Source organism: Caloramator sp. mosi_1 (genome assembly GCF_028622835.1).
Taxonomy (GTDB): Bacteria; Bacillota; Clostridia; order Clostridiales; family Caloramatoraceae; genus Thermobrachium.
Genome location: NZ_CP117677.1, coordinates 392,662 through 406,132 on the forward strand (window position 1 = coordinate 392,662; position 13,471 = coordinate 406,132).

Below are 13,471 nucleotides of genomic sequence, written 5' to 3' on the forward strand. Positions count from 1 at the left end.
CTCAAAATAAAGTTTTGTCAATAATTTTTTATACACCTCTTTTTACACTCTTTTTTCATCACAGTATATCTTATATTCCTTTCCACCAAACTGCGTTTTTAAAATCACTGGATGTCCCCAAAGCTCAACAAGATGCTTTAGGGTTGCCTCTGCATATTCAAGAAGAAGTTCACGTCCATCAAATATATGCTCTAAAACTAAAGTTCTATCCCTTTCAACATCAACAACCTGTATATATGGTACAAGCCCCATTCCGCAGTTATTGCTCAAAGTGTCTCTAATCTCCTTCCATCCCTCATCATCGGATACTTCTTTGATAATATACTCACTATCCCGCTTTACATATTCAAAAGGTTCATCTCTTGACAAAGTTCTAATGTCAAATATCTTCTAATAAAGGAAGAATCTCTATCAACATCTCTTACCTCAAATATTTTCTTATTTCCATATCTTTTTCTAAGTCCTCAAATATCTTGTATCCAACATAATATGGGTTTAATCCACCTAATCGTGGTGCTACCACATCATTATGCCTTTTTATAAATTCTAAATACAAACCTTGAGGAAGTTCCAACTCCTTTAAAATACGATAGTGCCAAAAACTTGCCCATCCTTCATTCATAATCTTTGTCTCTATCTGAGGTATAAAATAAAGTGCCTCTTCACGTATCATTTCAACAATAGTCTTTTTATAATCCTCAATATCACTGTATTTTATTATAAATAAAAGCAAATCCTCCTCAGGAAGTTTATACTTATTATCAACCTTTTCATCTTCTTTATTTTTGTAGATTGTTCTTCCTACCTGAAGCTTTAGTGCGTGGGCTGCATCTATAACCTTTTCAACTTCATCATACCCTATTGAAGGATTTTTAATATATTCTCTAATTAAATTTGCGTGTCTTTTAAACATATCTATAGTATAATCAGCATTTGTTCCCTCTTTAAAGAGTCTGTTATTCTTAAAAAATCATTATGGGCATAGACGTGTGCCATAGTTAAAATTTGAAGGAGAAGAGTATTCTCCTTCATTAGATAAGCAAGACAAGGATTTGAATTTATAACCATCTCATAGGGAAGCCCTGTTAAATTGTATCTATATAAAGTTTTTGTTCTTTCATAGGCCTTTCCAAAACTCCAATGGGGATATCTTGATGGCATTCCTATATATGCCTCATAGGAGAGCATCTCTTCATAGCTTACTATTTCAAACTCCTGCTCATAAAAATCCAACCCAAAATCTCTGGCAATCTTTTCTATCTTATCGTTCCAATTCATAAGTTCCTTTATTGAATAGTCCATCAATATCCCCCTTCTGCCTCTTTTTAAGCATTGTCTTTAATCCATCCCAAAGTTCATTTTTATGACTAACAGAAACTGCAACAAAATTTTTTTCTTTTATCTCTTTTGTAAGTTTTCCTTTTATAGTCATACTATAGCTATTGGGCATAACCTCAGCATAAGCAAAGAGGTTGCACACCTTGCAAAGTTCCTTTGCAGATTTTATAGTCCTTTCATCATCCTCACTCCAATTATCTCCATCGCTAACATAAAAGGCATAAACGTTCCAATTTTCAGGATTAAACCTTGTATTGATTATCTCAAGTGCCTTATTAAGACCACTTGAAATATAGGTACCTCCAGATTCAACCCTATGGAAAAATTGATACTCATTAACCTCCTCTGCTGTTGTTGTATGGGCTACAAAGGCTACCTGTACGTTTTTATATTTCTTTCTTATAAATCTTGACAAAATATAGAAGAAGGATCTTGCCATAAACTTCTTTGTATTATCCATAGAACCTGAAATATCCATTATGCATATTATTGCTGCATTACTTTCTCTTCTAAACTTTTTCTTTATTTTAAAATACCTTAAGTCATCCTCAACAAACGGAAATCTTTCTATATCTACTGGCAGGTTCATCTCCCTTAGTGCTCTTTTCCTTGCCTGCTTTCTTTTATCTTCTCCATAACAGTTCTTTTTTCGCAAGCCTCGGTCTTATGCCGTACTTTTGATATCCATCCCTCTTTCTACTGCTCTCTACTAATATCTCGGATGTTTTCTTTCTATCCATATCAGGGAGTTCAAGGTCCTCAAATAGATAGTCAAGTATATCATCTATTGTAATTTCAAGTTCATACATTTCTTCTCCCTCTTGATTTCCTGCCCCCTGTTGTCCCATACCCTGCTTTTTTCACTTCCTATTCTATCTCCTCTTTTTCTGTACCATCACCCGATGCTACACCCTTTGTATTTTTACCATAGATAAATTGATATTCCTTAAGACCCCTTATTGGAATCTTTACCTTTTATTTTTACTCTCACCTATTATACTCTCTTCAGATAAAATATCTGCAAGATTGTCCTTTATTGCCTTTTCAACAAGCTTTTTGTGCCTTCTTCTATCCTCTATGGAACGGTCGTGCTCAACAGGATCTGAGTGCATATCACGAAAAATAGCCATATAACATCAATCCTTCCATAGATTATTTGCTGCATATTTTAATATAACGTCACAACAGTGGTCGCAATAGCCATCCTCCTTCATCTTTTCTACCATTGCATTGTATTTTGCATCCTGCTCCTTATCCCTTACCTTTGATTTAGTTATTATCCTTGTTAAATCCTTTACAGATGCTATAAGTTTCTTTTCTATTGCCTCCTTTAATGGTTCATAGCTCGTATAATCTATCTTTCCGCCATTTCTTATGACATAGAACATATAGGATGTAACATCGGTTCTAAATCCCTTTGCTGAGTTTGGCGATATACCTATCTGTTCCTCTATAGACCTCATAAAGGCTTCATCTGGATTTAATTCTTCACCGGTTGCCTTGTCCTTAATCTTTGTCTTATTAACATATGCCTCAGCATTATCTATATAATTGTTAAATAGGCTCTCTGCCTGCTCTCTAAATCCGTGTATAAAGGCCTTTGTTATTTCCTTCTCTAAAATCTTATTATATTCTTTTCTTATTGCATCCTGTATATATGCAGTATATTTTTCTTATCATCATCATTAACGTCAAGTTCTTTTATAGATTTTAAAATGCTCTCCATTACACTTAGTGGGTTTATGCAGTCATATTCTGAGTTAGAGAGTGCATTATCTATTGCCTTAACTATAAATCTTGTTGAAATTCCTGTCATTCCTTCCCTTGGACCTGCCTCCTCCTTGAGTTCCTTTATATCTATCTTCTTTGTTGTTCCATTTTCTAAAATATCTTCACCATTATATAGTTTCAATTTAGTCATTATATCCACTTTATTAGAAGGTGTTAATCTTGAAAGAATTGCAAACATAGCTGCAACTTCAATTGTATGCGGTGCTATATGGGCCTTAAAATTGCTCTTTTTAGAATCTTTTCATATATCTTAACTTCTTCATTTAGTTCTAAACAGTAAGGAACCTCTATTTTAACTATTCTGTCAAGTATTGCCTCATTGGTATGGTCTGACTTAAATTTATTCCATTCAGCTTCATTAGAGTGGGCTATTATTATTCCGTCAAAGTAAATCATTGGCCCTTTACCTGGAGATGGTATTGATTTTTCTTGGGTTGCTGTAATTATTGTGTGAAGATATTCTACATCGTTTTTAAATACCTCTATAAACTCAACAATTCCTCTATTACCAACATTAAAGGCACCATTTAATGAAAGTATTCTTGGATCATCTTCAGGATATAAATCCATCTTGGATATGTCTATTGAACCTGTTAGAACTGATGTGTCTTGGTTATTAGGATCAACAGGTGGTACAACTCCTATTCCCTTTCTTGATCTTATTGAAAAATTGCTTGTTACAACTGGAAATCTTTCATATTCTCCATTATACTCATTCATAAGCCTATATTTACATATAGGGCACAAATCGCCTTCTATTTGAACTTTAAGTAATTTTTCAAATTCAGGTCTTAGGTGATTTGGAACTAAGTGAAGTGGCTCTTCTCTCATTGGACAACCCTTTAGTGCGTAAATTGGAGGTGATTGCTCAAGTGCTCTTTTTAAAGCCTCAACTATAGAGGATTTACCAGCACCAACAGGACCAACTAAATATAAAACCTGTCTTGATTCTTCGCCCTTCATTGATGCAGAATAAAAATAATTTACTATCTTCATTAGAACTTTATCTATTCCAAAAACTCATCCTTGAAAAAGTTGTATTTTTTATAACTTCGTTTCCATATATCTTTCTAACTCTTGGGTTTTCCTCGGGTTTTAAAACTTCGTAACCTTTGCTTAGTATTATGTCGTACATTCTTTTGTGTGCAAGCTTTGCAATATCTGGATTGTTTTTTAATATCTCAAGATAATCTAAAAAGGTACCTTCAAATTTTTCTTTACTTTTTTCTCTCTATCACTCTTAATTAGTTGATTAAAGTCCATATTACCCTCCAATTACCCTTCTATTTTATTACTATAATATGGGGGAATTTTTAAATTATGATGAAAAAATAAAGTATTATATGCATTGACCATATGGTCAATATGTATTATAATAAAATTAAGAATATTGACCATATGGTCAAAAGGAGGTATATATATGTCGATTTCATTTAAAAATGTAACTAAAGAATATAAGACTTCCTCAAATTCATTTTTGCTTTAAAGGGCATTTCCTTTGAAGCAAATGAAGGAGAAGATAGTTGCTATACTTGGACCATCTGGTTCTGGGAAATCAACTCTTCTTAATATCTTAGGAGGGATTGACAGGGTAACTTACGGTGAGGTTTTATTTGGAGATATTAATATTAGCAGACTATCCGATAAGGAGCTTACAAAATATAGACGCGACAATGTTGGGTTTGTTTTTCAGTTCTATAACCTAATACCAAATCTAACTGCCTATGAAAATGTTGAGGTTGCTTATGAGCTTAATAAAAGTACCCTTAAAATAGATGAGGTTTTAGAAGCTGTAGGTATGATTGAGAGCAAAAATAAGTTTCCTCAGCAGTTAAGTGGTGGTGAACAGCAGAGAATTTCAATTGCAAGAGCAATTATTAAAAACCAAAGCTTCTACTTTGTGATGAACCTACAGGTGCTTTAGATTATACAACATCAAAGGAAGTATTAGAATTGCTTGATAAAATAAATAAAATGTATGGTACTACAATTTTTATTGTAACCCACAATACAAGCATTGCATCTATGTGCCATAGGATTATTAGATTGAGAAGTGGTCAAGTAACAGAAGTTAAGATAAATAAAGAACGCATCTCCCCTAAGGAGGTTGAATGGTAATGATTTTAAATAAAAGAATCTGGAGAGTTCTGTTTCAAAACAAAATGCAGTATCTTGGACTTATGTTTTTAGTCGCTCTATCAATTTCCTTATATGCTATATTTGGAAGTTTGGCATTTAATTTTAATGAAGCAACAGAATCATACAACAGTAAAACAAATATTGAAGATGCAAAGTTTTTAACCTACAAAGAAGTAGATGTTGATAAATTAGAAAGTATTTTTAATGTTGCATTGGAAAAAGGTATGAAACTGATGTTCAGTTTAAAAATTCAACTATTAGGTTAATAGAGCTTACTAAGAAAATAAATAAACCGATTATAATTGAAGGCCAAAGTATTAAAGATGGAGAAATTGCAATTAATCCTGCTTATGCTAAAGCCAACAATATAAAAATTGGAGATGTAATTAACTTAGGTGGTTATGAATATACAGTTTCTGGTTTTGTATCAATCCCAGATTACATCTACCCTACTAAATCTTTAACTGATTTAATGGCAGACCCAACTAAATTTGGAGTTGCAATTGTGACACAGAAGGATATAAAAAGATACAATGATTTAACCTATTTCTACAGTATAAAAGGAGATTTAAACAATGCAAAGGAATATATAGACAAGGAATACAAAATAATTATGTGGCAGGATATAAAGGATAATTTAAGGTACATTTTAGCAAAAAGAAAATTGAACAACTTCCTCAACTTGCTGTTAAAATACCTCTTTTGTTTTTAAGTTTAACCTTTATACTCTTATTTGTTCTTTTAAAGAGAATTATAAAACTTGAAATTAAGGAAATAGGAACACTTTATGCACTTGGATATACTAAAACTGAAATACAAAAGCATTATCTATTTTATCCTATTATAATATCCCTATTTGGAACTATACTTGGAACTCTTTTTACTCTAATTTTACAAAAACCTCTCACAGACTACTATGTTTTTACTTTAACATTCCTGTGAGTCCTAACGTTAAATATACATTTTTATTATATGGTCTTCTTGAATCTGTTTTAATTCTTTCCCTATCTACCTATGCTGCATCATCAAAGCTTTTAAAGAATCCACCCACTACTCTTTTAAGGGGAAAAATAGAAAAGGAAAAGTTATCCTGGTTCACAAATATAAATCTTAATAAGTTGAAGTTTAAACATAAGTTTAGAATAAGGGAGTCCTTAAGAGGAATCTCAAAAATTATACTTCTTATTTTTGGAATATTTACCGCTTCAACACTACTTCTTGTTGGATTTGCTGCAAAAGGTTCAGTAGATGCATTAATTAATAAATCAATTAAAGATACATTTAGGTATAAATATAGCTACATTTTAAAAGAAAATATAAATAAGAGTGAAATAAATGCTGAAGGGTTTAAGATAGCATATTTTAAAAACACAGAGGCTAATGATAATATTTTAGTCTATGGACTCGATAGAAATACAAAACATATAAAGCTTGTTAAGGGGAAAATGAAGTTAAAGTAGATAAAATATATATAACTAACTCCCTGTATGAAAAATTAAATAAAAAAGCCTCCTTAAAACTTATTAACCTTTTTAACAACAGAACAATCGATATTCAAATAGACGATGTAGTTGATGTATATACAGGAAATGTTATTTATATGCCCCTTGATATGTTGAATAATATATTAAATGATGATAAGGAAAGTATAAACGGAATATATTCAAATACAAAACTTAATATTGCTGAAGATAAAATACTAAAGATTGAAAGTATTGAAGAAATATTAAAATCCTTTGATGTAGCACTTGAACCAGTTAAGTATATGTTAGTTGCAATGGGTATATTATCCTTTATAATAGCTTTAATAGTAGTCTATATAGTTACATCACTTATAATTGAAGAAAACAAACACTCTATTTCACTCCTAAAGATTTTAGGCTATAACGAGAATGAAATAAATTCACTTATGCTTTCATTTATGTTTTTACCAAGCATTGTAGGTTATATACTTTCTATACCTTTTGTAAAGGCATTTTTAGGCTCTATTCTAAATACATCTTTAAAGGATATGAATTTAGCTATGCCAATTGAAATAAATCCTGTTTATTCGATTTTAGGATATGCTATAATCTATTTTGTACTTGTTATTTCAAAATTTATATCAAGAAGAAGAATATTTAATATTTCTATGGTTGACATCCTTAAACTACAAAAGGATTAAAGTACAAGAGGTGATTTAGTTTGGAAAAAGACAACAATGTACCTGAAGAAAAAGAGAAAAAATAATAAAGGCTGCAATAGAGGAATTTGCAAAGGAAGGATATAAAAATGCCTCTACTAATAAAATAGTAGAAACTGCCTGCATATCTAAAGGCATATTATTTCACTATTTTAAGAGCAAAAAGGGGCTATATATAGAAACAATTAAATATGCAATTCCTCTACTCTATGATGAATTTTTAAGATTGTAGATTTTTCAGAGACGGATATTTTTGAAAGAATTATTAAATGGAATCTTGTTAAATTTAATCTTATGGAGAAATACCCATATATTTTTAAATTATTAACAGATGCCTTTTTAAACACACCAAAGGAATTAAGCAAAGAACTTACACCAATTCTTATGGAATATCAAAGATTTGGTTATGATGCTATGTTTAAAAATATAGACTTTTCAAAGCTTAAAGAAGATGTAGATGTTCAAAATGCTATCAAAATTATTTCGTGGGTATTTGAAAGTTATGGAAACAGCTATATTAAAACTCATAAGAACGAAAAGGGAGAAATTGTTTTAGAAAAGGAAAAGATTATTGAGGAAATGAAGGTTATTTCAACTATTTTAAAATATGGAATGTATAGATAGGTGTTTAAAACACTTGATAAGATAGCCCCTTGAAGGATTTCTTTGGCATTTTTCTACGGCTCAAGCAAGTCTAAGCTTTTCTTTGTTTGAAAAGGTCTAAAGATTCCACTTTCTAAAGCTTATAAAATGCCAAACTAAATCCTTTCAAGGGGTAATTTCATAAACAGATCATCTTTTTTATGTTTGTTAACAATATGAGGTATATAAAACAACTTTATGTAAAATAAGCAAATATTTTTCCAAAACTTAATATATATTAAATATATTTGTATTATAATTAAATTGAGGTGTTGAATTTGAAGGAAAAACTTATTGTGATCTCCTTTGATGCATTATGTAAAGAGGACTTAAAAACAATACAAACCCTACCAACATTTAAGTACATTTTAAACAACTCTCTTTACTCACTTGATGTAGAACCAGTTTATCCAACACTTACTTATCCAAACCACGCAAGTATAATTACGGGAAAGAGGCCCTTTGAACACGGTATTGTAAATAATACCAAGCTGCAACCAGGCCGTATTTCCCCAGATTGGTTTTGGTACAAAAGCGATATAAAATGTGAAACTTTATTAGATATTGTTAAAAATAAAGGTGGAACTACCTGCACACTACTTTGGCCTACAACTGCAGGAGGCAGGATAGATTATAATATGCCTGAAATATTTGCAAACAGACCTTGGCAAAACCAGATAATAGTCTCTCTTTTGCTGGAAGCAAACTATTCCAACTATCTATTTATAAAAAATATGGAAAATTACTTGACGGTCTAAAACAGCCAAATCTTGATGATTTTGTACTCGAATCTACTCTATTTACACTTAAAAATAAAGAACCAAATCTATTACTTGTTCATTTTACAGACCTTGATACACAAAAACATATATACGGAACAAAATCTGAAAATGCAACGAAGGCAATTCTACGGCACGAAGAAAGATTAAAAAGAATATTTGAGACTGCTTCTAATTTAGGCTATAAAATTGTAATATTAGGTGACCACGGAAGTTTAGATGTTCACAGTGCTATATCTATTAATAGTTATTTAAAAGAGCAAAAACTTTTAGACTACGTATACTTCAAATCCTGTGATGGTTCTGCCTATATTTACTTAAGAAGGGAGGTGCCAATAGGTATAAAAGATAAAATATATCATTCTATAGAGGATTTTAATAAACAAAGCAAAGGAACTATAGAAAAAATATTTTTAAGATCTGATTATGAAAAATTAGGATTTGATAAAAAGGCTTTTCTTATGCTTGAACCTTCATCAGGATACTGTTTTACAGAAAAAATACTAAAGATTATATAGTGGCATCTGACCACAAGGCTGCCCACGGACAGCTTCCCTATAAGCATAAAACAATATTTTGTTTCTGGGATATGGGTAAAACTAAAGGAACCCTTGGCAGTATAAAAATAACTAAAATAAAGGATATATTGATAAACTCAATAAATTTAAAATGAATTGGGGGATTTTTATGAACTTAAACAAAGAAGAGAAAAGCTGGGCTCTATACGACTGGGCTAACTCTGCCTATTCAATGACTGTTACAACAACTATTTTGCCTCTATATTTCAAGATGTTGACAGATGCTGTTAATATTGATAAAGCAACTTCTACTGCCTATTGGGGTTATGCAAATTCTATTGCTACTTTAGTTGTGGCACTTTTAGCTCCAATTTTAGGAACTATTGCAGACTATAAGGGATATAAGAAAAAATTCTTTGTAACATTCTTTTTAATAGGAATCATATCTACATCTTTACTTGCAATTCCTACAGGAAATGCTTGGTTTATTCTTCTTGTAATTTATCTTTTAACCGTAGTTGGTTTTTCAGGTGCAAATATATTCTATGATGCTTTTTTAGTTGATGTAACAGTTGAAGATAGAATGGACAGAGTATCTACTATGGGTTATGCTTTAGGGTATATTGGAAGTACTATTCCATTTATTATTTGTATGATTATTGTTATACTGGCACAATTCAACAAAATTCCTATGAGCGTTTTTACTGCCTCTAAAATTTCCTTTATTATAACCGCCATATGGTGGGGTATTTTTACAATACCTATGATTAAAAATGTAAAGCAAAAATATTTTATAGAACCTGAAAAAATCCTATAACCTCAAGTTTTAAAAGAATTTTTAATACCTTTAAGGATATAAAAAGCATAAGCCCCTTTTATTTTCCTTTTGGCATACTTTTTCTATATAGATGGAGTTGATACAATTATAAAAATGTCAACTTCCTACGGTGCTGATTTAGGTATTAGTGCTACAAGTCTTTTGATTATACTACTTCTTACTCAATTTGTTGCATTCCCTTTGCTATATTATACGGTAGGCTTTCTGAAAAATACTCAACAAAAACTATGCTATATGTTGCAATAACAGTTTATACTGGAATCTGTATTTATGCATACTTTTTAAAGACGGCGATAGATTTCTGGATACTTGCAATGCTTGTTGGAACATCTCAAGGAGGAATACAAGCACTTAGCCGTTCTTATTTTGGTAAACTCGTGCCTAAGGAAAACTCCAATGAATTCTTTGGTTTTTATAATATATTTGGAAAATTTGCAGCTATAATGGGTCCATTTTTAGTTGGACTTGTTGCACAACTTACAGGTAAAACAAACAACGGAGTGTTTAGTGTAATTATTTTATTTATTATAGGAGGAATTTTATTGAAAAAGGTACCTAATTAAGGTACCTTTTATGCATATACATTTATATTTAATCCTACATTTTTGTTGATATACCCTTCATCCCCCTGTAATATTTCTTAGGATCATAGGTCATAATAAATTCATCTATTGATGCCTCAAGGGATTTTGTTACACGTATGATTAAGTCTAAATTTAAAAATCCTGAGATGCATTACCTAAATTCCTTAAATTACTTGAAAACTGCACATTAGAAACTGTAGGTATCATAGTCACACCTCGTGCTAAAATAATTCGTTTTATATATTTTATTTTAGCACAACAATTAAAGATTGTCCATTTATGTAAAAATGTTTATGTAATTGTAAATATTTTATTTTTGACTACTAAAATTCGTATTTTGTAGTATAATTAATACTATATAGATGATTGCAGAATGTAAAAATTAAAATTGTGGATAACTTTTTGGATTTTACTAAAAAATCACAAAAAAGAACATGCCAAAAACCTTTGATAAAAAGGCATGCGAAGCATAAATACAAATTTTGGATTGTGGATATGTGGATTAAGCAGGTATTTTAAGAAGTTTTGATATACTTCTTAAATATTCAGGTTTATTTATGGCGTAAGCCAATATTACATTTATAAGTTTAGATATAGCAGTCAAATATAAGTCAGCACGCATTGTATAGGTATTAACAGTTTTAGGTTGCTGTATACAAGGGTTTGATTTTAAAGATGCTATTTCTCTCTCAATACAACAACGTATTGAATAAGTTTTTCCCATTCCACAGAGTTCCTTATAATACCAGGATAAAGTCTAAAATTTTTATCAGGATAAACATAGGTCATACGACCACTTTTGCTATCAGTACATGGATTTTCACATGTATGATAAGGTTTACCATTTTTATCACGATGTGATTTAGGGCAAGTAAACTTATATCTTAAACTTCTATTTTTGCCTTTACAAGAACCATCAAATTTAAAAGGTTCTTGTGTTAAGGAGCATATAGGAATACCTTCGGTATTATATTCAAGTTCTCCAATTTTTGTATTGGATTGGCTACGAGGATTAAGTGGGATAAGAACTTTTCAAATTCTAAATGTTTAAATAATCCAAAGTTATCATAACTATCAAATTCTGAATCACCTAAAAAAGTTTTAAATTTAAAATTTGAATATTTTTTTAAGTTATTCAAAAATGGTACAATTACTGGTTTCAATGAAGCATTATCATAAAAATATTTTTGTTCTTCAGGAGTAGAGAATTCTTTTTCTACAGATTTATAAAAGTCTTCTTCGAAGAATTTTATGCTTAAAGGTATACCCCAACCATTAGTTAATAATCCAAATTTATAGAAGTAACCAAAATGTCCATTTACGAAATCAAGTCGTATATTTGGGTTAGCTTGAGAATACTTAGGCATGTTTTTATATGCGGCAGCATAGGGATTAAAGTTCTTGTCATTAATAATTTTTGAATATGCTTTTTGCTTATTTATTTCACTTGCAAGTGTTTTAGGATTATTTTCTTTTACACGAGGCTTTAATCCAGATGTATCATATATCAAAATTGAGTTTAAATTTTTATATGGGGAATCAGCAGGAAGAAGATTATTAATATCTTCACATATATCAATAACTTTAGGAACCATAGAATTAAATAAATCTGCGATATCACTTTCAAAAGTAGTTTTAAATCTACTGAAAAAGATTCATCAGGTATAGATTTATAGAAACCACAAAATTCTCTAATTTCAGTAGAAAATACAAGAAATAGATTTAACAACGCAGTTGTAGGTATATGAAATATTTGCATAATTAGCAAAGATGATAATATAGAAGAAAGCTCATATTCACGATTTCTTCCTAAATCTGAATAGTAATGTTCTTTAAAAGAATTAGGGATAAATGTATTAATATCAAAATTATCAGCAAGCAATTTAATAAACCCTACGGGTTGTTTAGTAACCATATTTTTAAATTCAGATACTTGCTCAAAAAGTTAAGTTGCTTAATTTTGCTAATACAAAACATGCTATTCTCCTCCTCTGTGGATAGTTTTAAAGGTTGTTATAATTTAATAATGCCACAGTGGAGGAAAATATAAAAGCCTTATGGCTAAAAAATAGTAAAATCAATGGTTGCAGAATTCTGCAACCGACTAATTAATACTATAAGAAGGGAGGGGTTAAAATGAATGGAAGAAAGAAAATGGGAATACTACTTATCATTATCGGTGTTTTTCTAATTTTATCACAATTACAGTTAATAGATATTAATTCACTAATAAGACAATATTGGCCATCTTTAATTATTATTTATGGAATATATAAATTTATAGAATACAGAGGAATAAATGCAACTGGTCTATCCTTTTTAGTAGTAGGTATAATATTACAGGTTTGGCATCTTGATTTGCTTCCTGGTCAATTTAAAGAATATATATGGCCAACCATATTAATAGTAATAGGAATATCACTTATTTTTTCACAAAATGCTTCTACTTCAAAAAAAACAAATTTAGAGAAGACAACTTTATAGATTATCTTGCAATTTTATCTTCCCTTGAAACTATAAATTCTTCTTCTAAATTCAAGGGTGGAAATATTACCTGTATATTAGGTGGTGCTGAAGTAGATCTTACACCCTGTAAAATAGAAAACAACTATGCAGAAATAACTACAACTGCAATAATGGGAGGAATAGACTTAAAGGTG

At 30.4% G+C, this 13,471-nt stretch carries 17 protein-coding genes and 4 pseudogenes; 14 read left to right on the forward strand and 7 right to left on the reverse strand.

Annotated features, from left to right (window positions below; genetic code table 11):
* Positions 1-42: 42 nt before the first annotated feature.
* The 4 genes and pseudogenes from PL321_RS02835 to PL321_RS19445 form a co-directional block, all read right to left on the reverse strand.
* Positions 43-1,302, reverse strand: a pseudogene (locus PL321_RS02835) (SpoVR family protein).
* Positions 1,262-1,993, reverse strand: a complete 732-nt coding sequence (locus PL321_RS02840; RefSeq protein ID WP_273963402.1) for a DUF444 family protein — start codon at positions 1,991-1,993, stop codon at positions 1,262-1,264. The pseudogene PL321_RS02835 and the gene PL321_RS02840 overlap by 41 nt, the downstream one beginning before the upstream one ends.
* Positions 1,962-2,468, reverse strand: a pseudogene (locus tag PL321_RS02845) (DUF444 family protein). Before PL321_RS02845 ends, PL321_RS02840 begins: the two are co-directional and overlap by 32 nt.
* Before the next feature lie 6 nt (positions 2,469-2,474).
* Positions 2,475-4,392, reverse strand: a pseudogene (locus PL321_RS19445) (PrkA family serine protein kinase).
* A 157-nt stretch (positions 4,393-4,549) separates the two neighbouring features.
* Here PL321_RS19445 and PL321_RS02865 point away from each other — a divergent pair.
* The 13 genes and pseudogenes from PL321_RS02865 to PL321_RS19455 all read left to right on the forward strand — a co-directional run bounded on the left by PL321_RS02865 (position 4,550) and on the right by PL321_RS19455 (position 10,790).
* Positions 4,550-5,247, forward strand: a pseudogene (locus PL321_RS02865) (ABC transporter ATP-binding protein).
* Positions 5,241-5,534: a hypothetical protein gene (locus PL321_RS02870; RefSeq protein WP_273963404.1), complete on the forward strand. Its 294-nt coding sequence runs from the start codon at positions 5,241-5,243 to the stop codon at positions 5,532-5,534. The pseudogene PL321_RS02865 and the gene PL321_RS02870 overlap by 7 nt, the downstream one beginning before the upstream one ends.
* Positions 5,535-5,740: 206 nt before the next feature.
* A complete protein-coding gene (locus tag PL321_RS02875) occupies positions 5,741-5,980 on the forward strand; it encodes a hypothetical protein (protein WP_273963405.1) in 240 nt (79 codons plus the stop codon).
* The gene (locus tag PL321_RS02880; protein ID WP_273963406.1) at positions 5,971-6,210 is read left to right on the forward strand and encodes an FtsX-like permease family protein; all 240 of its coding nucleotides are present in this window, start codon (positions 5,971-5,973) and stop codon (positions 6,208-6,210) included. Before PL321_RS02875 ends, PL321_RS02880 begins: the two co-directional genes overlap by 10 nt.
* On the forward strand, positions 6,207-6,728 hold the full coding sequence (locus tag PL321_RS02885) for a hypothetical protein (protein WP_273963407.1): 522 nt from the start codon (positions 6,207-6,209) through the stop codon (positions 6,726-6,728). The genes PL321_RS02880 and PL321_RS02885 overlap by 4 nt, the downstream gene beginning before the upstream one ends.
* Before the next feature lie 140 nt (positions 6,729-6,868).
* Positions 6,869-7,432: an FtsX-like permease family protein gene (locus tag PL321_RS02890; protein WP_273963408.1), complete on the forward strand. Its 564-nt coding sequence runs from the start codon at positions 6,869-6,871 to the stop codon at positions 7,430-7,432.
* Positions 7,433-7,496: 64 nt separating this feature from the next.
* Entirely contained in the window at positions 7,497-7,682 is a 186-nt protein-coding gene (locus tag PL321_RS20785) for a TetR/AcrR family transcriptional regulator (RefSeq protein WP_443110722.1), read from the forward strand.
* Positions 7,683-7,699: 17 nt separating this feature from the next.
* Positions 7,700-8,074, forward strand: a complete 375-nt coding sequence (locus tag PL321_RS02895; protein WP_337961042.1) for a hypothetical protein — start codon at positions 7,700-7,702, stop codon at positions 8,072-8,074.
* A 296-nt stretch (positions 8,075-8,370) separates the two neighbouring features.
* The gene (locus PL321_RS02900; RefSeq protein WP_273963410.1) at positions 8,371-8,850 is read left to right on the forward strand and encodes an alkaline phosphatase family protein; all 480 of its coding nucleotides are present in this window, start codon (positions 8,371-8,373) and stop codon (positions 8,848-8,850) included.
* Positions 8,757-9,389, forward strand: a complete 633-nt coding sequence (locus tag PL321_RS02905) for an alkaline phosphatase family protein (protein WP_273963411.1) — start codon at positions 8,757-8,759, stop codon at positions 9,387-9,389. Before PL321_RS02900 ends, PL321_RS02905 begins: the two co-directional genes overlap by 94 nt.
* Positions 9,389-9,544: a hypothetical protein gene (locus PL321_RS02910; protein ID WP_273963412.1), complete on the forward strand. Its 156-nt coding sequence runs from the start codon at positions 9,389-9,391 to the stop codon at positions 9,542-9,544. The genes PL321_RS02905 and PL321_RS02910 overlap by 1 nt, the downstream gene beginning before the upstream one ends.
* Before the next feature lie 14 nt (positions 9,545-9,558).
* Entirely contained in the window at positions 9,559-10,206 is a 648-nt protein-coding gene (locus tag PL321_RS19450) for an MFS transporter (protein ID WP_337960933.1), read from the forward strand.
* Between the two features lie 206 nt (positions 10,207-10,412).
* Positions 10,413-10,790 carry an MFS transporter gene (locus tag PL321_RS19455; protein WP_337961043.1) on the forward strand — a complete coding sequence of 126 codons (378 nt, stop codon included), beginning with the start codon at positions 10,413-10,415 and terminating at the stop codon, positions 10,788-10,790.
* A gap of 523 nt (positions 10,791-11,313) precedes the next feature.
* Here PL321_RS19455 and PL321_RS02920 read toward each other — a convergent pair.
* A complete protein-coding gene (locus PL321_RS02920; protein ID WP_273962625.1) occupies positions 11,314-11,535 on the reverse strand; it encodes a hypothetical protein in 222 nt (73 codons plus the stop codon).
* Between the two features lie 214 nt (positions 11,536-11,749).
* Positions 11,750-12,406: a hypothetical protein gene (locus tag PL321_RS02925; RefSeq protein WP_273963413.1), complete on the reverse strand. Its 657-nt coding sequence runs from the start codon at positions 12,404-12,406 to the stop codon at positions 11,750-11,752.
* 541 nt (positions 12,407-12,947) lie between these two features.
* On the opposite strand from PL321_RS02925, the gene PL321_RS02930 reads away from it, so the two are divergent.
* The gene (locus tag PL321_RS02930) at positions 12,948-13,295 is read left to right on the forward strand and encodes a LiaF transmembrane domain-containing protein (RefSeq protein WP_273963414.1); all 348 of its coding nucleotides are present in this window, start codon (positions 12,948-12,950) and stop codon (positions 13,293-13,295) included.
* 1 nt (position 13,296) lies between these two features.
* Here the strand turns inward: PL321_RS02930 and PL321_RS02935 are convergent, their stop codons facing one another.
* The gene (locus tag PL321_RS02935) at positions 13,297-13,419 is read right to left on the reverse strand and encodes a hypothetical protein (protein ID WP_273963415.1); all 123 of its coding nucleotides are present in this window, start codon (positions 13,417-13,419) and stop codon (positions 13,297-13,299) included.
* Between the last annotated feature and the right edge of the window lie 52 nt (positions 13,420-13,471).

Excerpts from the sequence above, each read along its gene's own strand:
- PL321_RS02870 (WP_273963404.1), top strand. The coding sequence starts at position 5,241 with ATGGTAATGATTTTAAATAAAAGAATCTGGAGAGTTCTGTTTCAAAAC.
- PL321_RS02875 (WP_273963405.1), top strand. The coding sequence starts at position 5,741 with ATGGCAGACCCAACTAAATTTGGAGTTGCAATTGTGACACAGAAGGAT.
- PL321_RS02890 (WP_273963408.1), top strand. The coding sequence starts at position 6,869 with ATGCCCCTTGATATGTTGAATAATATATTAAATGATGATAAGGAAAGT.
- PL321_RS19450 (WP_337960933.1), top strand. The coding sequence starts at position 9,559 with ATGAACTTAAACAAAGAAGAGAAAAGCTGGGCTCTATACGACTGGGCT.
- PL321_RS02920 (WP_273962625.1), bottom strand. The coding sequence starts at position 11,535 with ATGGGAAAAACTTATTCAATACGTTGTTGTATTGAGAGAGAAATAGCA.
- PL321_RS02925 (WP_273963413.1), bottom strand. The coding sequence starts at position 12,406 with ATGGTTCCTAAAGTTATTGATATATGTGAAGATATTAATAATCTTCTT.
- PL321_RS02930 (WP_273963414.1), top strand. The coding sequence starts at position 12,948 with ATGAATGGAAGAAAGAAAATGGGAATACTACTTATCATTATCGGTGTT.